The organism is Domibacillus sp. 8LH, assembly GCF_038806185.1.
Taxonomy (GTDB): domain Bacteria; phylum Bacillota; class Bacilli; order Bacillales; family Domibacillaceae; genus Domibacillus; species Domibacillus indicus_A.
This window is the reverse complement of record NZ_JAVJNG010000002.1, coordinates 452270-471609: the sequence shown is the minus strand read 5'-3', so window position 1 is coordinate 471609 and position 19340 is coordinate 452270. Positions and strand designations below refer to the sequence as shown.

Here is a 19340-nt window from a genome sequence, read left to right as displayed (position 1 = left end):
CTTTTTATTTTTTCACAATTAATTGGTACGGTGCCGTTGAAGCAGTGCCGCTCGCTTCACTCAGTTCAATAAAATATTTTCCTTTTGGCAAATTCAGTGATGCCAGTTCTTCATCATTTTTACCGTACTGGTCAAAGGACGCAACAAGCGCTCCTTTAGCATTGTACACGGCCATCACGCCATCCAGGTTTTGACCGGCTGAGAACGCAAGGGAAACCGTGCCCTGCTTCGTAAGATTTAAAACGAAGTGATCCACATCTCCAAACGATACACCGCTATTAAAATAGCCGCGTGCTCCGTATTTCCCGCCTGTCGTTTTAAGCGGCAGCGGCTTTGTTGGAACATGGTTGACCACTTTCGCGTCGCCGTCCGCAAATTCATTGTACGTTGCTCCTACCTTTACTGCATATGGCTGAAGGTTCGGCCCAGTTGATAGAAACGGAGCTGCTTCAATAAAGTAGCCGGTATCTTCCTTCGCTGCAAAGGATGTGTGTACATCTGTTTCTGTAATCATCATTGAAAATAAATCCGGGCCAAACGGTGTAACCCGGCTCAATTCGTCTTCATCAAGCACTTTGTCTCCATTTACATCTTCATACACTGCACCGCTAAAAATATGTCCTGGGCGTAATTGAAGTGGAATGCTTGCTTTTTGTGCAGCAGTCAGAGCGCTTGCTGTAATATCAAGCGTATAAACACGTGGTTTTCCTTCATTCATAAAATAATAGTAATCAACATCTCCCGATTGAACAAAGTAGTTTTGAACCGCTTTGCCGGCTTTTAAGTTCTGCCCTTCTTCAGGAAGATTATAATCGGTATCTTTTTCTGGCGGTACATTCGCAATCCGCTTCGATGTGAGTGTATATGGATCGGCTGATGCATTTTCTCCATTGTTAAAGACCATCATGATGTACGTTCTGTTTTTTGTAAGGGCGACATTAAGATTTTTAGATCCCATTGAGCCGCCAAGAAGAGACGCAATCAAATCCATTTCCCCGTCGCTGCCTGAAACAGGGATCAGCTCACCCGTCTCCGAATCTACTTCTAACAGCGTCGTAGAAGTATTTCGTTCATTTTCCTGGCTGGCACTAAATGAGTAAATACCATCTGCTGTCGGTGTAAAACGATAATAGTCTTCGTCATATCCCGACTGGAAAAAGCCTTTCTTGCTGCTGCCAAGCGTATACGGAATGGCTTTTTCGAGAATTTTCCCGCTTTCCACGCCTTCCTCGCCGCCGTCAATCAGCTCATCTTCTTTCATTTCACCGTATTCAGCCGGTGTGACACTTCCATCCATTAAATCTTCTTCAAGCGTGCTTTCTTCCGGGAGTCCGTCTTCATCTGCCGGAATGGTTCGTTCTTCTACTTTAAACGTATACGGCTGAGCGGATTCACCAGCTGTTTGTTCTTCAAGCATGGACATATCCAAAGATAAAAGGTCTAAAAGGGAATCCAGGAAAATGTCTTCGCTAAATGCGCCATTTGTCACTTCAATCCGGTAGTTCATTCCTGGAACAGCCTGAAACGAAACGGTTTCGCCTTTATTGACCGGCTGGCTGTTTCCGTCTATAATGCTGTATTCTTCTCCTTCTTCCTCAACATAAACATTGATAGCTGAATTTACCCCGGGAAGAGCGGAGACGGAAAGCGAAACTAACTTTTCTTCTTCTACTGAGAAAGTAAAAAAGTCTGAATCCGGCACGCCTTCTTCACCGCTATAAAGTGTAAAATTATTTTTTGTATATGGAAGAGATGTAATGGCAATTGGCTTTTCAGATGTTGCCTGATCCGGTGTAATCGGACCCCGCTTTTCAGCTTGAAGCGTAAAAGCAGATTTGCCGGCCGCACTGTAATTGCCGTTTGTGTCCTTTACGCCAATGACGAGTGTGCCCGCTTCGCTGGCCGTGTATAAATAACCTTCCTGCCCGCTTGCTGTTGTTTGGTCGACATCACGAAGATACTGAGGATCTCCATCCTCCGGTACAAAATAAAGCTCCATTGCATAATCGTAGCCCTTACTTCCGTTCAGCACAGTCTGTACGTGCTGGCCTTCTGTCACGTTTGCTTTAAACCAGTGAATCGTCTCTGGTGATTTGAAAGTGCCGGTAAAAGACTGCTTTCCTGACTTAATTTCTCTAGCTGTTTTCAAGATCGTTTCACCCGATACATCCGGGCGCTTCGGAAGCTTTTTCGTATCAAATTTCAGCGCATTAAGCGGATTAATCAATCCGTTTCCATACGTTAAATCGTAGCCTTTTTCACCAAGATCTGTGGCCGTCTGCTCCAAAATATATTCAATGTCGAAAGCTGTTAAATTTGGATATTTAGATTTTAACAGTCCCACTGCAGCTGCTACCATCGGCGATGCCATGGAAGTACCAGTCAGCCGTTCAAATTTAGATCCTGCCTCTGCATCGTAGGATGTGCTATAAATGTTTTCACCCGGTGCTACCACATCAACAGAGGAACCGTAGTTAGAGCTGTCAGATAACGTTTTTGCTCCATTGATATTCCCCACACTGATAACCCCTGGATAAGCAGCCGGATAAGAATACTGATCCGTTGCTTCATTGCCTGCCGCTGCAACGACGACAACCCCGGAATCAATTGCATATTGAATCGCTTCTTCTACAACAGGAGAAGGCATAAAGCCGCCAAGGCTCAGGTTGATTACATCTGCTCCCTGGTCGACAGAGTAGGTAATGCCTTCTGCAATCGTAAAGTCATTGGCTCCCATAGAACCGTTAAACACATCAACCGGCAAAATGTTTGCATTTGGAAACACGCCATATCCGCCAAGACCGTTATCCTTCGTGGAGGCGATAATGCCTGCTACGTGTGTTCCATGCAGGTCACGAACCGGATTTCGTGCCGGATTAGCCGCATTATACGGCTTTAATAAATTTGCTTTTAAATCAGGATGCTTATAGTCCACCCCGCCGTCCACTACCGCGATGGTGACTTTGTTTTTTCCCGCATACGAAAGAGTTTTTCCTATATTGAGCATGGCTAAGTGATCCATATTCGCTGCTTTTGGATCTGGTTTAGCGGCAAATGCTTTGTATTGAATGCTCGGTGTAATCGCTGTTACTTCTGAACGATTTTTATAAACACTGATCACGTCGCTCAGCTTTTTAGACGCCGGCACCCGCACCACGTCATATTTCAAGCCGGACAGACGCTTTACAAGAGACACACCTGCTTTTTTATGTACACTTTGCGGCAGCGCTTTTGAATATTTAATCACTAGTGTCCGAGAATCTGTTACCTGCTTGTCCGATTGAGCTGCTTTATACTGTGCTTCTTTGTCAGCTGACGGCACCTCTGCCAAAGCGGCTCCCGGCATAAGAAGTGAGACGCTCACAGCTGCAGCCATCATTTGTTGCCATTTTTTCAAAGTAGATCCCCCATTCACATTTTCTTTCTCTTCATCATACAGGAAAAAGTACCAATTGGTTTCAAATTTTTTCAAGTTTTGAGATTTATTTTTGTCCAATACAAAAAGAGATTCTGGGTAAAAACCCAGAATCTCTTTTTCTCGTTTTAGATAATACGCGCTGTAATTACGCCAGAAATACTCAGTAGCTTTTCTGTTAAACCAGGAATAACATCCCCGTTTACTTGATTGTCAATATCAATCAATGTGTACGCGTAGTCACCTTTACTGCGGTTTACCATGTCCGCAATATTCAAGTCATAGTCAGAAAGAGCACCTGTGATCTGGCCGACCATGTTTGGCACGTTTTTATGTGCTACAGTCACACGGCGTTTGCCGGTAAACGGAATTTCTACGTTACCGAAATTCACGGAGTTTTTAATGTTTCCTGTTTCTAAGTACTCTTTCATTTGGCGTGCTGCCATAACGGCGCAGTTTTCTTCTGATTCTGTTGTAGATGCGCCAAGGTGAGGAATCGGAACAACATTTTTCATGCCAATAACGTTTTCGTTCGGGAAGTCTGTTACGTATTTACCGACTTTGCCGCTTTCAAGTGCTGCCCGCATATCTTCTTCGTTTACAAGCTCGCCACGTGAGAAGTTCAAGATAGTGGCACCGTTTTTCATAACAGAAAATGCTTCTTTGTTGAACATACCGCGTGTGTTATCGGTTAATGGAACGTGTACTGTAATGTAGTCACTCGCCGCAAACAATTGTTCAATTGTTAAAGCGCGCTGTACGTTACGAGACAGGTTCCAAGCGGTGTCAACCGAAATAAACGGGTCAAAGCCGATTACATCCATATCAAGGTCAAGCGCATTGTTCGCAACCAAGGCCCCAATGTGGCCAAGACCGATAACGCCAAGCGTTTTGCCTTTTACTTCACGGCCGACAAATTGCTTTTTGCCTGCTTCAACAAGCTTTGGAATCGCGTCTCCCTGGCCTTGTAGCTCTTTTGTCCAGCTGACGCCGTCAAACAAGTTGCGGGAAACAGCCATAATCGTTGTCAGGATCAATTCTTTTACAGCATTGGCATTGGCACCCGGCGTGTTGAAAACCACAATGCCGCGCTCTGTGCATTCTTGTACAGGAATGTTATTTACACCTGCACCAGCACGGGCAATCGCTTTAAGACTGCCGCTGAACTCTGTATCATGCAGGTTGGCACTGCGCAAAATAATACCATCTGGTGTGTTTGTGTCGTCGTTTACTTGAAAACTATCTGCATTGTGGAATACGTTCATGCCGATATCGGCAATATTGTTCATGGATTTAATAGTATACACGTCTCGTTACTTCCCTTCCGCTGAATGAGTCTGTTCGAATTCTTGCATAAAAGCGACAAGTGCTTTGACGCCTTCAACTGGCATAGCGTTATAAATACTTGCACGCATGCCGCCAACTGAACGGTGTCCTTTTAATGTTTCAAGTCCTTTTGCTTTTGCTTCTTTCACAAACAGTGCGTCTAGTTCTTCGCTTGGTGATACGAATGGAATGTTCATCAGAGAACGAGCTTCCTTCGCAATCGGTGAGCTGAACATAGCCGATTGATCAAGATAGTCGTACAAAATAGCCGCTTTTTCCCGGTTGATGCTTTCCATTGCTTTGATACCGCCTAAGCTTTCTAACCATTCAAATACAAGCTTCGCCATGTAAATCGCAAACGTTGGCGGTGTGTTATAAAGCGACTCGCTGTCTGCGTGCGTTTTGTAATCCAGCATGGTTGGAACGGAGTCATCCGCTTTTCCAATTAAATCTTCACGGATAATCACAAGCGTCAAGCCGGCTGGGCCGACATTTTTCTGCGCCCCCGCGTAAATAATGCCAAATTTTGATACATCAATTTCCGTTGATAAGATATTGGAAGACATATCTGCCACAAGCGGCACATTGCCTGTATCCGGAATCTGTTCGAAAACCGTTCCTTCTATTGTATTGTTTGTTGTGATATGAACGAAATCCGCTTCTGGATCGATCATATCCGCTGTTACGGCTGGGATGTAGCTGAAGTTTTTATCTTCAGAAGATGCAATAACACGTACTTCCCCGTACTTTTTCGCTTCTTTAATTGCTTTTTTCGACCAGGAGCCTGTATTCACAAAATCCGCTTTTTTGCTGCCGGAAAACAAGTTCATCGGCACCATAGCGAACTGCTGGGAAGCGCCCCCTTGAAGGAATAACACTTTGTAGTTGTCCGGAATGTTCATCAGCTTGCGAAGAACGGATTCCGCTGTTTCAATGATTTCTGTAAACCATTTCGAGCGATGGCTCAGCTCCATCACCGCCATGCCGGAACCTGCGTAATTTGTCAGTTCGGCTTGTGCTTTTTCGAGTACCTCAAGAGGCAACATGGAAGGACCTGCTGAGAAATTATAAACTCGTGTCATCATACTACTCCTTCATTCGTGTTATTTTCGATAATCTGAAAATTTACTACTTTATCAATACCCGAATTATAAAATAACATCCTGTACTTATCAAGGGCTCCTTCCTTTCATTTTCAAGGAAATATTAGATTGTTATCGCTTACAACCCTACGTATGAACACACTTTTCATTTCCGAACATTTTGTTAAATTTTCTTACATTCATTCGCTTTTAAAGACAAGCTGCTCTGCTTATCGACAGCCATCACTAGAGAGGGCTCCGCCGGTGGTTCAAACCGCGAATGGATAACAGGAGAGCAGATTCGCCAAAAAACGAAAGATTTGTCATAAAATGAAGCATTTGTTCATCAAACAGCCCCTTACAACATTTATCGTCAAAAGCCCTTTTTCACCCTGGTAAAATTGGTATATAATGAAAATTAACTAATACTTTTGGAGGTGCTGGGTTTGTTTTGTGTGAAATGCGGAACGGAGATGGGCAGTCGTGCTCGTTATTGTCCAGGCTGCGGCAGAAAGCGCCGCAAATCGTTTTCCGTGATCAAGTTTCTCGGGTTTTTATGTCTTTTTTCTGCACTTGGATTTGGCGGCTTTATTTATTATCTGGTACAAGGGAACCAGGAAACGCAAAAAGCAGCACAGCCGGTGAAACAGCCGGCTCAAACGCAACAGGCAGTGGTGCGTGAAACGGTGGCTCCCCCAAAAGAAATAACAGCTGATGAACAAACCTCGATGAGTGATCTGATCGCAGATACTCAGCAGAGTGTATTCACTGTTTTTACAGATTACGGCCAGGGGTCCGGTTTTCTAATCAATGATCAAGGTGATGTCGCAACAAACGCACACGTTGTGGAGGGCACGGTTTATACGATCGTTAAAGACATCAATGGGGCAGAACATGAAGGCACCGTGATCGGCTATTCCAATGAAACCGATGTGGCGCTGATCCGTGTACCAGATTTGGCTGGACATTCCCCGCTCAAGCTTGAAACCGGCCAAAAAGCGCAGGTCGGAGATGAAGTGATTGCTCTTGGAAGTCCGCTGGCGCTTGAGAATACAGCGACTTTCGGCTACATTACCGGTGTGGATCGCAGCTTTGTGATTGAACCCCATTCCTATGATCACATTTATCAAACATCCGCTGCCATCGCTCCTGGAAGCAGCGGCGGTCCGCTTGTGTCCAAAAGCACCAGCCGTGTCGTTGCGATCAATTCAGCGAAATTAACCGGCGAAGAAGCGATTGGTTTCAGCATTCCGTATAAAGATGTGGCAGGCATGCTCAATGGCTGGAGTGCCGACCCTCTTTCTGAAGATGAGGTTACAAGCTTGTTTTATACAGAAGACGGAGCCCTATTTTTTGATGAATACTGGAACGAGGACGCCTATTTTGATGGCGGCGAATACAGTGAAGATGATATCTATGATTATTATGATGTTCCGGATGCCTGGCTGGAGGAAGAAGTGCCCGCCCAGGAGCCGGTTGAAGAAGATATCATTGTAGAAGACTATGTAGAAGAAGTGCCGGAAGAAGAAATTCCTTATTTAGAGCCGGAGCCTTCGGAGGAAGAAATCGTCGAGGAAGTGCCCATAGAAGAAGAACTTGTAGAAGAAGATGTTGTAGAAGAAGTGCCAGCTGCGGAGGAAGAACTGCTCATAGAAGAGCCGGAAGAAGAAATTCCTGTTGAGGATTTCATCGATATAAATGGGGATGGCATCATGGATGAGCTGGACGATTTAAATGGAGACGGAAAGGTCAACGAGCTGGACTTGGAAGAACTTCCCGCTGCTTCATAACATGTTTTAAAGAACCTGATATTCAGTTTTTTTGAATATGTAGACAAAGTCTTTCGCTTTTAAAAAAGAGCCGATAAGTAAAGCCTGCCGGACTTCGCGTTCCGCGGGCAGTGCGGGAGCCTCCTCGGCTGCGCCTGCGGGGTCTCCCGACTCACTGTACTTCCCGCAGGAGTCTTCGTCCGGCAGGCTTTACTAAGTGGTGTTGAAGATTTATAAGCAAAGACTCAATAGAAATTCTCTCTTTTTTAAACAAAAAGATACGACCTTATTAGCTCTGTACTATCTTGTCGCAAGCAACTTGGCGGCGGGAGGGCGGCGCAGACTCCTATGGGACTAGCGGGCAGCAGAGACCGGTAGAGCCGCCAGGCGAAATCGGGCTCAGCGCCAAGCAGAGCTGCCTGGACGCCGCCGATTCATCCTATCCATGTTCACAGTCATCTATGTAATTTGTCTACAGTCTGAAAGAACCTGATAGTCAGGTTCTTTTTTTGTAGTCAGATGACGATTTTTGAAGTATAATGACTACAATTTGTGTATTTAGGAGGAAGATCACTTGCGTACTTATCAAGTTGACGAGCGGCCGCCGATTCCGGCTCTGATTCCGCTTAGCTTGCAGCATTTATTCGCCATGTTTGGGTCAACGGTCCTTGTTCCGGTTTTGTTTGGTGTGAACCCAGCGACGATTTTATTAATGAATGGTATCGGTACATTATTGTACATTTTTCTTTGTAAAGGCCAGATTCCGGCTTACCTCGGATCCAGCTTTGCTTTTTTATCGCCTGTCTTTTTAGTACTTGAAGGCGGCAGTTACGAGCAGGCATTAGGCGGTTTTATTATCGTTGGCCTTATTTTCATTCTCGTTTCAGGAATTATTAAAGTGGCCGGCACTGGCTGGATCGACGTGGTCTTTCCACCGGCAGCAATGGGCGCCATTGTAGCCGTAATCGGGCTTGAGCTTGTACCGACAGCTGCACAGATGGCGGGCATTATCTCGGACGGTTCAGCGGATTGGTCACCAGACCGTAATACGATTATCGTTTCCATGCTGACGCTTCTTATCACGGTTATTGGCAACGTGATGTTCCGCGGCTTTTTAAAAATTATTCCGATTCTGGTTGGGATTGTTGCCGGCTATATGATCGCGGCGATGTTTGGAATGGTGGATTTCACACCGGTTCGTGAAGCTAAAATGTTCGCTCTCCCGCAATTTTATTCGCCGGAGTTTCATTGGTCGAGCATTGCCATTATTGCTCCTGCCGCACTTGTCGTCATTGCGGAGCACATCGGACACCTTGTAGTTACACAAAATATCGTAGACCGGGATTTAATGAAAAAACCAGGTCTCGGTGTTTCTTTATTCGGAAACGGAATTTCAACGGTCATTTCTGGTTTTGTCGGCTCAACGCCAAACACCACATATGGTGAAAATATCGGTGTTTTAGCTCTGTCAAAAGTGTATTCTGTCTGGGTCATTGGCGGTGCGGCTGTTATGGCGATCCTGCTATCGTTTTTCGGCAAGCTCGCTGCGCTTATTTCAACGATTCCAGGTCCGGTTATGGGCGGCATCTCCCTGCTTCTATTCGGTATTATTGCGGCGAGCGGCCTGCGCATGCTTGTAGATTCACGGGTGGATTATTCTAAAACAACGAACATGATTTTAACAACGATCGTACTTGTGATCGGTTTATCAGGCGCTACGTTCACATGGGGCTACCTGCAACTAAAAGGAATGGCACTGGCAACGGTTGTCGCGATTATTTTAAGCTTGTTCTTTGCCTTGATTAAAAAATTAAATTTATCAAACGACCATGATTAATGAAAAAAGACGCTGCCAAGTGAGGCAGCGTCTTTTTTATTCGCTTTTTTGTTTTGTGCCGGCGTAGGTCCAGCCGCTTTCCTGATAGGCTCTGCCTTCTTTCATCAGCTTGCCGAGCGCTCGCTTAAACGCTCCTTTGCTGATGCCGAACCGTTTTTCGATTTCTTCCGGCAGGCTTTTATCCCAGTATGGCATTTGGCCTCCGCGGCTCATTAAGTAGTCATAGACATTTTCTGCATCGTCTTTTTGCCGTTCCACACGCCGCCCTAAAAGGGAAACATTCACCGATCCGTCGTCGTGCACCGCAATAATGCGCCCTGTAACCTCCTGCCCGACACGCGGTTCATCCTCACGCTCAGTCGGATGCAGGAATGCCCGGTACAAGTCATCGGTAATAATCCATGTACCTGCTTTCCCTGTCCGGTAGACTCTGCCGGTAAAGTCCTTGTTTAAGTCGGTTTTATTGGCCCGCTTGGCAATGTCCCAAATTTTTTCTTCTGTTGCCGGCTTTGCAAACATCCGGCCGTTTTTATCAAGCTTAAGTGTGCAGTACAGCTTGTCACCTGCAATCGGCCGCACCTCAAATTTATACGGCAGGTCATCTTCTGACACGAGTGCATCTTTTGAAATACCGATATTCACAAACACACCATGCTTTATTTCTTCCCCAACAACTTCCACCCAGCCGTATTCGCCAAGCGTAATAAGCGGGCGGTCCATCGTAGACGCAAGCCGGCCGCTGTGGTCCTGATAAAGGAACACCTCAATCGGTTCGTTCGGATCGAAACCGTCTCTTATTTCACTATTATGAAGGAGTACGGCTTCTTCTTCTTCATTTTCAAGAAACCAGCCATATTCTTGTTTGTTTTTTACATGCAGTGTTACGATCGTTCCAGCTTCTAGAGCCATTCACGCACGTCCTTTCCAAAATTCTCATTGCTTCTCATTATATCAGCTTTCCCGCTTGAATGTTTAATAATCCAAGGTTCGGGTACACTTGTAGTACTAAAGCGAAACGGGAAGGTGAAAAATATTATGGCTCGTTCATCACGAAGTATGACAAACTTAATTAAAATGGGCATGAAATACGGCCCGATCATTTACCCGATTGTAAAAAAATATTTGGACAAGCGCAGAGCGGCAAAAGTATACCGTCCACGCTAAACAAAACGCCGGAGCAAATGCTCCGGCTTTTTGTTTATTTTTCTTTTTTGGCTTTCATCGCATTGTCAGACAAAACGGTAAAAGTGGAGAGCTGAGAAGCTGGAAAAATCCAATATCCATTTTCCTCATACCCGCCGGCAGGCTCCCATTGTTTCACTGCTTCATTGTAAAAAGCACCGTTTGTTTTACCCGCTTTGACAGCTTTTGTTAGTTTCAATTTTATTTCGACTGGAGCGTCCAGTGATACAAATGCATGCTCCCCTGCCTTGATCACTGGATCAAGCACACTGCTGTGTACCTGCCCAGGCGGGAGTAAAACATCTTTTGCCTGAAGCGTATTTAATGAAACAGAGACGGTTTCCTGTCCAGCTGCCTGCAGTTGAAGAAGAACTTTCTCCGGAATAAGCACACCGCTGCCTTCAGCTGTCTGCATAAAAATCGGCTTCGCTGATTGAATAGCGGAATCGATAATGGACAACGGCAGTCTCCATTCAACACTTGCTTCATCTGCAGTTAACGTCCATTGCTGCTGCCCTTTGTCGATCATCGAATCAGTCACCTCTACAACCGGCAGATCTGATGCCGGCGGCGCTGGCGTGCCACCTTCTTCATTTCCGCTGCCTTGTGAGCCAGTTGTAAACGACCAAATACCCGACTGGGCTTCTCCGCCAAATGAATCTTTTACTTTCACATACCAGCCATGCTCGGTTGAACGTTGGAGGTCTTTCCAGGAGGTTTTTGCTGTTTCACCATCTTTTATGCCGGATTGCGAGCCGATTTTTTGGTCTGTGTACACTTCCGCTTTAAAGGAATCTGTTGCGACCACTTTTTCTTTTGGTGTTAAATCTACGTCAATCGCAAATTCGTCCTTACCCGGATAGTCGACCGGACTGTAATAATTGTACTGATCGAGGTAAGGCGAATACGTCTGTAAATAGATTTTGTTTTGGATCGGATTTACTTTCATTAAACGAAGGAAGCCTTGTCCGCCTTCCGGCCCGCCCTGATAGTCGGCCAGCATTTGGTATACACTTCTGTCCGGTGTGCCATCGCCGTTATCATCAATTTGATCTACCAGTGTCTCACTATCGTGATAATGGCCGGATAGAACTGCTATCACGTTTTTATTTGGCTTTACCACTTCCTCAAATACTTTTTCGCCAATCGGGCTGCGGTTACCTGACACAAGCAAATACTCATGGAAACTTAAAATCGCTTTTCGGTCCGGATGCTCGGCCAGCACTTTGTTCATCCAGGCAATATCTTCCTCGTCCACACCCCAGCCCATATAAAGCATAATAAAATCATTGCCGTTCGAGCTGATTAAGTCGTAATGGCCCCGGTTGTCTTTATAGGACTCACCGTAATAATCCTTCCCGGCAAACCTTGCTTCCCCGAAATACTTGCTGTACTCGTTGTAATCGCCTGTTTTATGGCCGACATCGTGATTGCCGGCGAGAACGCCATATGGAACTTTTGCGTTATCAAGTGTTTTCATATACGTATCTGCATGCTCCCATTGATACGGCTGATCTGCTTCATCGACAAGATCGCCTGTATGGAACACATACTTTAAGTTCAGCGATTCTTTTTGCTCTGCAATCCATTTAGTCATGCGGTCAAAAATATGCGGATAGCTTTCGGAATAATATTGCGTATCCGACATCCAAACAAATGAATAATCAAATTCTGGCGTAGAAGCGATCTCATCCTGCACCATTACCTGCACCTTGCCGTCTTTTACGTAATCAAGCCCTTTTACATGTCCGGTTAGGGTAAAGTTTTGGTCATCTTCCGCCACTTTCCATTCTTCAAGCTCCCATTTGGAAGCAGCATAGTTCCATACATACATGGACACTTTCCGGCCGATTAATGATTTTCCTTCCCAATGAAGTGCAATTTCGTCTGTTTCATCTACTTCTTGATCCACGGCGACTTCAAAGCGGTGGTACGGAAATTTCTCAACAGACTTTGTTTCTACATACTGGCCGTCAGCCTTTGCCATTTTATCCGTATCCGAAACAGCCGATTCACCCGCTGATGCCAGTTCTTTCGGCGGCTCTTGATCAGCATTGTTTTGGAATACACGCACGCCGGCATCATTTGCTGCGTACTCATAGCCGCGGTAAAATTCCACGTCGAGTGTATCTTTCGTCGGATCGGTGACTTTTACCTCCAGGCTCGCGTTATTCGCATTTACATTTGTCTGTCCGTCTGCAGGCGTCACCGCTTCCGGCGCATATGGCTGCTCTTCCACTACCGTAAAAGCAACCGATTTTTCGGCTTCGTTGCCGGCCCGGTCCACTGCTTTAAATTGAACAGTATGCGCTCCCGGAGACAGCTTCGCTGATGATGTGTCGAGTGGAAGAGAAATTTCTTCGCCATCCAGATGGGCTGTTAATGTTTCCACATCGGAAGTATCCTCTGCTTCTGCATTAATCGTAAATTCTCCTTTATATTCCCGGTTTTCTTCAACTGAAGGAATAATAACAGGAGCGCTGTTATCTACTTGAACTTCTGCACGAGCCGAAGAAGATTCGATAAGATGAGAGCCGTCTTCCACTGCTGTTGTATCCCACTGGTAAGCTTTCGCGGTAAATGCTTCATCCGGCACATCAAAGGTAAAATCCACAGCCGGCTTGGCACTTGCTCCGTCACCGACTGAAATTTCTTTAGCCGCGTCGCTGTAAGCCGGATCATACAGTGTCGTACCGTCTTCAAGCACGAGACGCACATTTTTCACATAAAAATCGTCCCGGTTTTCTTCAGAATTCGTATCAAATGGCGATACCTTTGTGCCCGCACGGATGGACATCGTCGTTCCTTCTCCCTGCTTAAACTGGGAAGGGTCAACCGGCACGGTAATTGTTTCATACGTATTGATCGTATCATCAAAAATATGCAGTGTTTCGTCGCCGATCGTTACACCGTTTTTAAAATACAAATTCACTTTTTTAGCATCAAACGCAAAGTAAGCGTGTGCCGGCAGAGAAGGTTCTGTTTCACCTGTCACATCCCGTCCGTCAACAGACAGCGTGGACTCCTTGCCAAATGATTTGATCACAGCCGTTTTGCTGAGCAGAGAACCATCCTCTACATTCAAGCCTGTTTCTGCGCTTATATCATTTTCAATTTGAATCGTTTTCACATCTGTTTCGATTTCGTTCGCTCCATCGGATGCTTTCACATAATACTGCAGGCTATCTTTGCCGAGCAGATCAGGTGAATAAACGGTTTGGGAAAACAAGCCGGTATCAAAGTTCTCGGTTAAATCGACCGACTTATATTCATCCGTTTCGCTTGTTTTGTAAAACAAGCGCATCGTTTTAACGGATTGATCATCTGCAGCATCAAATGACAGCGTTACATTTTGCCGGGCTGAAATCGGCGCTGTTTCTGTTAAGTCTGTTACGACAGGTTCCGTTTCGTCCAAGGCCGTTTTCTTTTTTACCGCAGGAACCTGGGCCGCTTCGACAGTTCCGGGTGCAGCTGCTTCTTTTCCGGCACTGTATTTATACATTTCCCTGCTTCCCGCCTCACGCGGGAACGAGTACAAAATACCTTTGTCCGCCACCGTATCATCCACATTCGGCTGATCCAAATAAGCCGCTGTTGAAACGTCGAACCCTGTGTTTGTTGCAATGGAAATGACCCGGGCGCTTCCGTTTGCCATGCCGTCTGCTTGAACCTGGACAATGTTTTTGTTTTCATCCAGCTTTGTTCCGTAATGAGCATTAAAGTCGGCAACGGTTTTGGATTGATTTGTACTGTTTTTAATCCAGTACGTCATCGTTTCCCCGGACGGCAGCACCAGGTCTTTTTTGTCTGCTCTCCAGATCAAATCTCCTTCCGGCCCGTCAGCCGGATACCGGTAGCGGATGGTATAATCTTTTAAATTAATAGGTTTATCCGTGTTGTTATACACTTCAATAAATTCATAGCCATCAAGGCCGTCTATGTTCGCTGAATCCGGCACAATCTCGGTTACAAGCAGATCCGGGACAGCCTGCGGATCGTAATCCAGTCCCGCTGCTTGAATGGTAATGTCTTCTGTTTGTGCCCTGTTTTGGCCGTCAAATGCTTCAATTCTGTACGTGAAGCGGTCTGATAAAAGCTGAGACGCTTCAATAACGGCTTCATACGATCCGTCCTCTCCCGCTGCCATGTCCGTTTCAAGCCAGTCACCGCCTGCTAACGGCTGATACAATACCTTCACACTGTCCAGTTTTGTTTCATCTGTGACAGAAGCGCGGATTACGATATCTTGACCGGCTTCAACCGATTCCACCGGTGTATGGGTAATAACCGGCTTTACCGTATCTACTTCGATTGGGGCTTCCGGCTTCTGCCCTTCTATCAGCATGCCGGGTGTTGCGGGTTCTGAAGAAGTAAGAACGTCCATTGTCCTGCCGTCCGCGTTTGGCTTAAATTGAATTCCTTTGTTTAATTCCACTTCATTTGGTGTATAAGCGGCGGTTGTTAACAAGTGGCCGGCCGTGTCTGCAACTGACAGGCTTCGCTCGGAGCCATTTGCCATTCCGGCAGACTCTATGTATGTAAACTGTGTATCTGTTAAAGAAGTGCCGAATTCAGCATTAAAGTCCGCTAATGTAAGAGATTCGTTTGCTTTGTTTTCAAGCTTTACCCAAACGACCATCGTTTCGCCAGGTGCAATCTCTTTATCTTCTTTAAATACCCAATCAGCTGTTGTTCCGTCTGGATAGCCGTAAACCAGTTTATAATTCTTTAAACTAAACGGCTGGGTACTGTTATTGTACAGCTCAATAAATTCATAGGCGTCTGATCCGTTCAGGTTGTCACTGTTCGGCAGCAGCTCTGTAATAAGGATAGGCGATACTGCAACCGCTTGCGCAGAAGGCATTTCTTCTGCATAAGCAGCAAGTGGCAGCGTCACCAGAGATGAAACGGATAAACTGCTGGCGAGCACAAGTGAATAAAAAGGCTTTCTTTTCATGAATGCTGATCCTCCTCTAAATAAACATCTCTTGTCAGTGTAGCGAAAGAATATATGGAGGATATAAATAAAATGTAAAAATCATGTAAAGAAGTCGATAAAAAAGCTTCCGCCCGATTTCTCAGGCAGAAGCTCTTTTGATTTATTATAGTTCGTCGAACCCGTTATCCTGCACGTTTACTTTTACGTATTGGCGCGAACGCTGTTCAAAGAAATCCGTTTTACCCAAATCCACGTCTTCATATGCTTTAATCCATTTAAGCGGATTTTTGCGGTAATCCGGATACGGCTTTTCATAGCCAAGCTGTGCGCAGCGCACATTGGCGTAGAAGTAGATGTATGCTTCTACATCTTCTACATCAAGCCCGTCAATTTTATCTCCAATGACTTCACGTGCCCACTCCACTTCAAGCTCAGCCGCTTCTTTGAAAATCGCCTGTACTTTTTCTGCGCGGTCCGGTGTATCAAGCTCCGGATATTCATTTAAAAGTTCCTGGTAGATTTTCACGAACAAGTCGACGTGAAGCTGTTCGTCACGATTAATATAGTTAATCATTGTGCTTGAAGCGACCATTTTCTGGTGGCGCGCCAAGTGATAAAAGAATGCAAAACCTGAATAGAAAAACAAGCCTTCCAAAATGACATCGTGTACGATTGACTCCAGCATATTTTCCACAGTTGGGTTTTCCGCAAAGGACTGATAGCCTTTTACAATAAAGTCATTGCGTTTTTCAAGAACCGGCTCACTGCGCCAGTAATCGAATACTTCGTCCTGCTTTGATTTCTGAACAAGACTGGACAGTACGTAAGAGTAAGAATGGTTATGAATAACCTCCTGCTGCGCCAAAATAATCATCAGCGCCTGCAGGCTTGAATCCGTTAAGTAGTCTGCTACTTTCCCGGCATAGTCTGTTTGAATACTGTCTAAGAGGGCAAGCAGGCCGATAATTTTCAAAAACGCTTCCCGCTCGCTGTCTTCGAGATTCGGAAATTGTTTTACGTCATTGCTCATGTTAATTTCAAACGGAGTCCAGAAATTCCCAAGCATCCGCTTGTACTTTGGATACGCCCAGTCAAACTTAACGTCATCCCAGTTTAAAACGTTGGATGAACGGCCATTTACAATGGCCGTCGAACGGTTTGGCGCTTCTTTATCCATTAATTTTCGTTTTTCAATAAGTGTCATGGTGTTCTCCCCTTAGCTTGAGCAAGATTCGCACTCAAGTAGTTCCACAGATGTTGAACGAACATAATATGTTGTTTTTAATCCTTGTTTCCAGCCAGCCAGGTGCAGATCAAGCAATTCTTTCGCTTTAATAGTGTTTTGCACGTACAGGTTCAGCGAAACACCCTGATCAATGTGGCGCTGGCGCGCAGCATTTTGGCGCAATGTCCAGTGCTGGTCAATAAAGTAAGCGGATTTGTAGAACCATGTTGTTTCCGCGTTTAAATCTGGTACCGTTACAGGAATTTTATAATCTTTCTTTTCCTCAGAGTAACTCTTTTGGAAAATCGGATCGATACTCGCTGTGCTTCCGGCAATGATCGATGTAGACGAGTTTGGTGCGACGGCCATTAAGTAGCCGTTACGCATACCGTTTTCCCGTACCTCTTTACGAAGTGCTTCCCACTCGTCTCCTTCATAGCCGCGTGCATCAAAATAAGCACCTGTCTGCCAGTCAGATCCTTCAAATAATGGGTAAGCCCCTTTTTCTTTTGCCAGTTCCATAGACGCTTGAATCGTCAAACGGGCAATGGTTCCGTACAGCTCATCTGCATACTGAACAGCTTCGTCTGATTCCCAACGGATGTTTTTCAGCGCTAGCAGGTGATGCCAGCCGAATGTGCCAAGACCGATGCCGCGGTAACGGCTGTTTGTCCGTTCTGCCTGCGGTACTGGAATCATGTTTAAATCAATAACGTTATCCAGCATGCGCACCTGTACGCGAATCAAACGCTCCAATACATCTGCCGGCACTGCTTTACCAAGGTTGATAGAAGACAAATTACATACAACAAAGTCACCCGGCTTTTTGCGCGTTACAATCACATCGTCTTCAAGCTGAATAGATTGGAATTCTGTTGCACTCATATTTTGGAAGATTTCAGTACACAGATTACTAGAATAAACCATTCCTTCATGCTTGTTTGGGTTGCGGCGGTTTACTTCATCACGATAGAACATAAACGGTACGCCTGTTTCAAGCTGCGAGCGCATAATGCGTTTCATAATGTCGATCGCCTGTACCGTTTCACGGGAAAGCTGCTCGTTTTGTACACACTGCTCATATTTTTCACGGAATGAGCCTTTACCGCGCGACTCATCATAGAAGTCTTCAAGCGAGAAGCCCATAACTGTGCGAACTTCATGCGGATCAAACAAGTGCCACTCTTCACGCGCATCTACTTTTTCCATAAACAAGTCTGGAAGACATACGCCTGTGAAAATATCATGCGCACGAAGACGCTCGTCACCATTGTTTAATTTCAAATCAAGGAAAGCAAAAACGTCTTTGTGCCAAACGTCTAAGTAGACCGCTATCGCACCTTGGCGCTGGCCAAGCTGGTCAACGCTGACCGCTGTGTTGTTCAACTGCTTAATCCATGGAAGAACACCGCTTGATGCACCTTTGAATCCACGGATAGAAGAACCGCGGCTGCGTACTTTACCCATGTAAACGCCGATGCCGCCGCCGTATTTAGATAACGTCGCAACATCTGTGTTGCTGTCATAAATGCCCTGCAGGCTGTCATCCACTGTATCGATAAAGCAGCTTGAAAGCTGTCCGTACGGTTTACCCGCATTTGATAGTGTTGGTGTTGCTACGGTCATGTACAAGTTGCTCATTGCCCAATAAGATTCGGCAATTTTCGCCAGACGGTTCTCTGTTTCATTTTTCATAAGCGTCATGGCAATTGTCAGCCAGCGTTCCTGTGGAAGCTCAACTGGTGTTTTATCAAAATCACGAACCACATAGCGGTCCATCAGCATCTTAAGTCCAATGTATGTAAACAGCTGGTCGCGTTCTGGTTGAATAAGCTTGCCGATTTCCTCAAGCTCTTCTTTTGTATAAGCTTCGATCAGACGGTTATCATAAAGTCCTTTTTCCGTTTCGCGGTGAAGATAGTCAGCAAAAGCCGTATAAACGTCTTTGGCTTCTACGCCTCTTTTTGCTGCAATCGCACGGTATGTTTGATGCAGGTAAATACGTGCCGCTACAAACGTCCAATAGGGCTCTTCTTCATCCATAAAGCTGAGCGCTTCAAGCGTCATAGCTTTCGACCAGGCATCCATATCCGCATCCGGGCGCTTTGCCGTCCAGCGCTCGCTTGCGCGGAGAAGCGGTCCGATTTTTTCTTCGCCGAATTCAGTTGTCAGCGTATGTAAAAGTTGATCAATGCCTAAAGCAGTAGTTATGGTCATGAAGTATGTCCTCCTTTTAATATGAGCAAAATAAAAAGAGCGATCGCTCAAGTTTTTTCGACTGAGTCCGCGCTCTAGGTGGGTAAACGTGAAAAATGGCAGAGTTTCGCCATCTTCACCTCTCAGCCCCCGAAGAAAGTGGTGCTTACAGAAAAACAGGCAGGTTTCCTGGCTCGTGCGTCCTCCTCCTGCCGCCTTCCCGCTTTCGCAGTGGCCCGGCATTCGTCTGCACTTACAGTTGCGGGGACAGCTCCGGCATCCAACCGGATTCCCTTTACACCATTACTGGTACCTATTTTCCATCACATACTATATATTGTGTTTGTTCACGTTGTAAATACTAGCATA

Annotated in this window: 10 protein-coding genes and 1 riboswitch; of the genes, 3 read left to right on the top strand and 7 right to left on the bottom strand. The window is 45.6% G+C overall.

Features of this window, described 5'->3' with window-relative positions:
- Positions 1 to 4 precede the first annotated feature (4 nt).
- The 3 genes from RG959_RS05740 to serC form a co-directional block, all read right to left on the bottom strand.
- Positions 5 to 3397 (bottom strand): S8 family peptidase, encoded by a 3393-nt coding sequence (locus RG959_RS05740; protein ID WP_342796308.1) that lies wholly within the window; start codon positions 3395 to 3397, stop codon positions 5 to 7.
- 146 nt (positions 3398 to 3543) lie between these two features.
- Complete coding sequence (locus tag RG959_RS05735) at positions 3544 to 4704, bottom strand: phosphoglycerate dehydrogenase (RefSeq protein WP_342796430.1); 1161 nt, start codon at positions 4702 to 4704, stop codon at positions 3544 to 3546.
- Positions 4705 to 4728: 24 nt separating this feature from the next.
- Entirely contained in the window at positions 4729 to 5823 is a 1095-nt protein-coding gene (serC, locus tag RG959_RS05730; RefSeq protein ID WP_342796307.1) for a 3-phosphoserine/phosphohydroxythreonine transaminase, read from the bottom strand.
- A gap of 473 nt (positions 5824 to 6296) precedes the next feature.
- Between serC and RG959_RS05725 the strand changes: the two genes are divergently transcribed.
- On the top strand, positions 6297 to 7613 hold the full coding sequence (locus RG959_RS05725; RefSeq protein WP_342796306.1) for a trypsin-like peptidase domain-containing protein: 1317 nt from the start codon (positions 6297 to 6299) through the stop codon (positions 7611 to 7613).
- 553 nt (positions 7614 to 8166) lie between these two features.
- The gene (uraA, locus tag RG959_RS05720; RefSeq protein ID WP_342796305.1) at positions 8167 to 9429 is read left to right on the top strand and encodes a uracil permease; all 1263 of its coding nucleotides are present in this window, start codon (positions 8167 to 8169) and stop codon (positions 9427 to 9429) included.
- A 36-nt stretch (positions 9430 to 9465) separates the two neighbouring features.
- Here uraA and RG959_RS05715 read toward each other — a convergent pair whose 3' ends face one another.
- On the bottom strand, positions 9466 to 10338 hold the full coding sequence (locus RG959_RS05715) for a CvfB family protein (RefSeq protein ID WP_342796304.1): 873 nt from the start codon (positions 10336 to 10338) through the stop codon (positions 9466 to 9468).
- Between the two features lie 126 nt (positions 10339 to 10464).
- Here RG959_RS05715 and RG959_RS05710 point away from each other — a divergent pair, with 126 nt between their 5' ends.
- The gene (locus RG959_RS05710) at positions 10465 to 10593 is read left to right on the top strand and encodes a hypothetical protein (RefSeq protein ID WP_309089047.1); all 129 of its coding nucleotides are present in this window, start codon (positions 10465 to 10467) and stop codon (positions 10591 to 10593) included.
- Positions 10594 to 10627: 34 nt separating this feature from the next.
- On the opposite strand, the gene RG959_RS05705 is transcribed toward RG959_RS05710, so the two are convergent.
- The 3 genes from RG959_RS05705 to RG959_RS05695 all read right to left on the bottom strand — a co-directional run bounded on the left by RG959_RS05705 (position 10628) and on the right by RG959_RS05695 (position 18992).
- Positions 10628 to 15568, bottom strand: a complete 4941-nt coding sequence (locus RG959_RS05705) for a lamin tail domain-containing protein (RefSeq protein WP_342796303.1) — start codon at positions 15566 to 15568, stop codon at positions 10628 to 10630.
- A 145-nt stretch (positions 15569 to 15713) separates the two neighbouring features.
- Positions 15714 to 16754: a ribonucleotide-diphosphate reductase subunit beta gene (locus RG959_RS05700; protein WP_242231957.1), complete on the bottom strand. Its 1041-nt coding sequence runs from the start codon at positions 16752 to 16754 to the stop codon at positions 15714 to 15716.
- Between the two features lie 12 nt (positions 16755 to 16766).
- Entirely contained in the window at positions 16767 to 18992 is a 2226-nt protein-coding gene (locus RG959_RS05695; RefSeq protein ID WP_342796302.1) for a ribonucleoside-diphosphate reductase subunit alpha, read from the bottom strand.
- 141 nt (positions 18993 to 19133) lie between these two features.
- Positions 19134 to 19303: riboswitch (cobalamin riboswitch) on the bottom strand.
- Between the last annotated feature and the right edge of the window lie 37 nt (positions 19304 to 19340).

Coding starts and splice junctions, on each gene's coding strand:
- RG959_RS05735 (WP_342796430.1), bottom strand. CDS start 4,704: ATGAACAATATTGCCGATATCGGCATGAACGTATTCCACAATGCAGAT.
- serC (WP_342796307.1), bottom strand. CDS start 5,823: ATGACACGAGTTTATAATTTCTCAGCAGGTCCTTCCATGTTGCCTCTT.
- RG959_RS05725 (WP_342796306.1), top strand. CDS start 6,297: ATGGGCAGTCGTGCTCGTTATTGTCCAGGCTGCGGCAGAAAGCGCCGC.
- RG959_RS05715 (WP_342796304.1), bottom strand. CDS start 10,338: ATGGCTCTAGAAGCTGGAACGATCGTAACACTGCATGTAAAAAACAAA.
- RG959_RS05710 (WP_309089047.1), top strand. CDS start 10,465: ATGGCTCGTTCATCACGAAGTATGACAAACTTAATTAAAATGGGCATG.
- RG959_RS05705 (WP_342796303.1), bottom strand. CDS start 15,568: ATGAAAAGAAAGCCTTTTTATTCACTTGTGCTCGCCAGCAGTTTATCC.
- RG959_RS05700 (WP_242231957.1), bottom strand. CDS start 16,754: ATGACACTTATTGAAAAACGAAAATTAATGGATAAAGAAGCGCCAAAC.
- RG959_RS05695 (WP_342796302.1), bottom strand. CDS start 18,992: ATGACCATAACTACTGCTTTAGGCATTGATCAACTTTTACATACGCTG.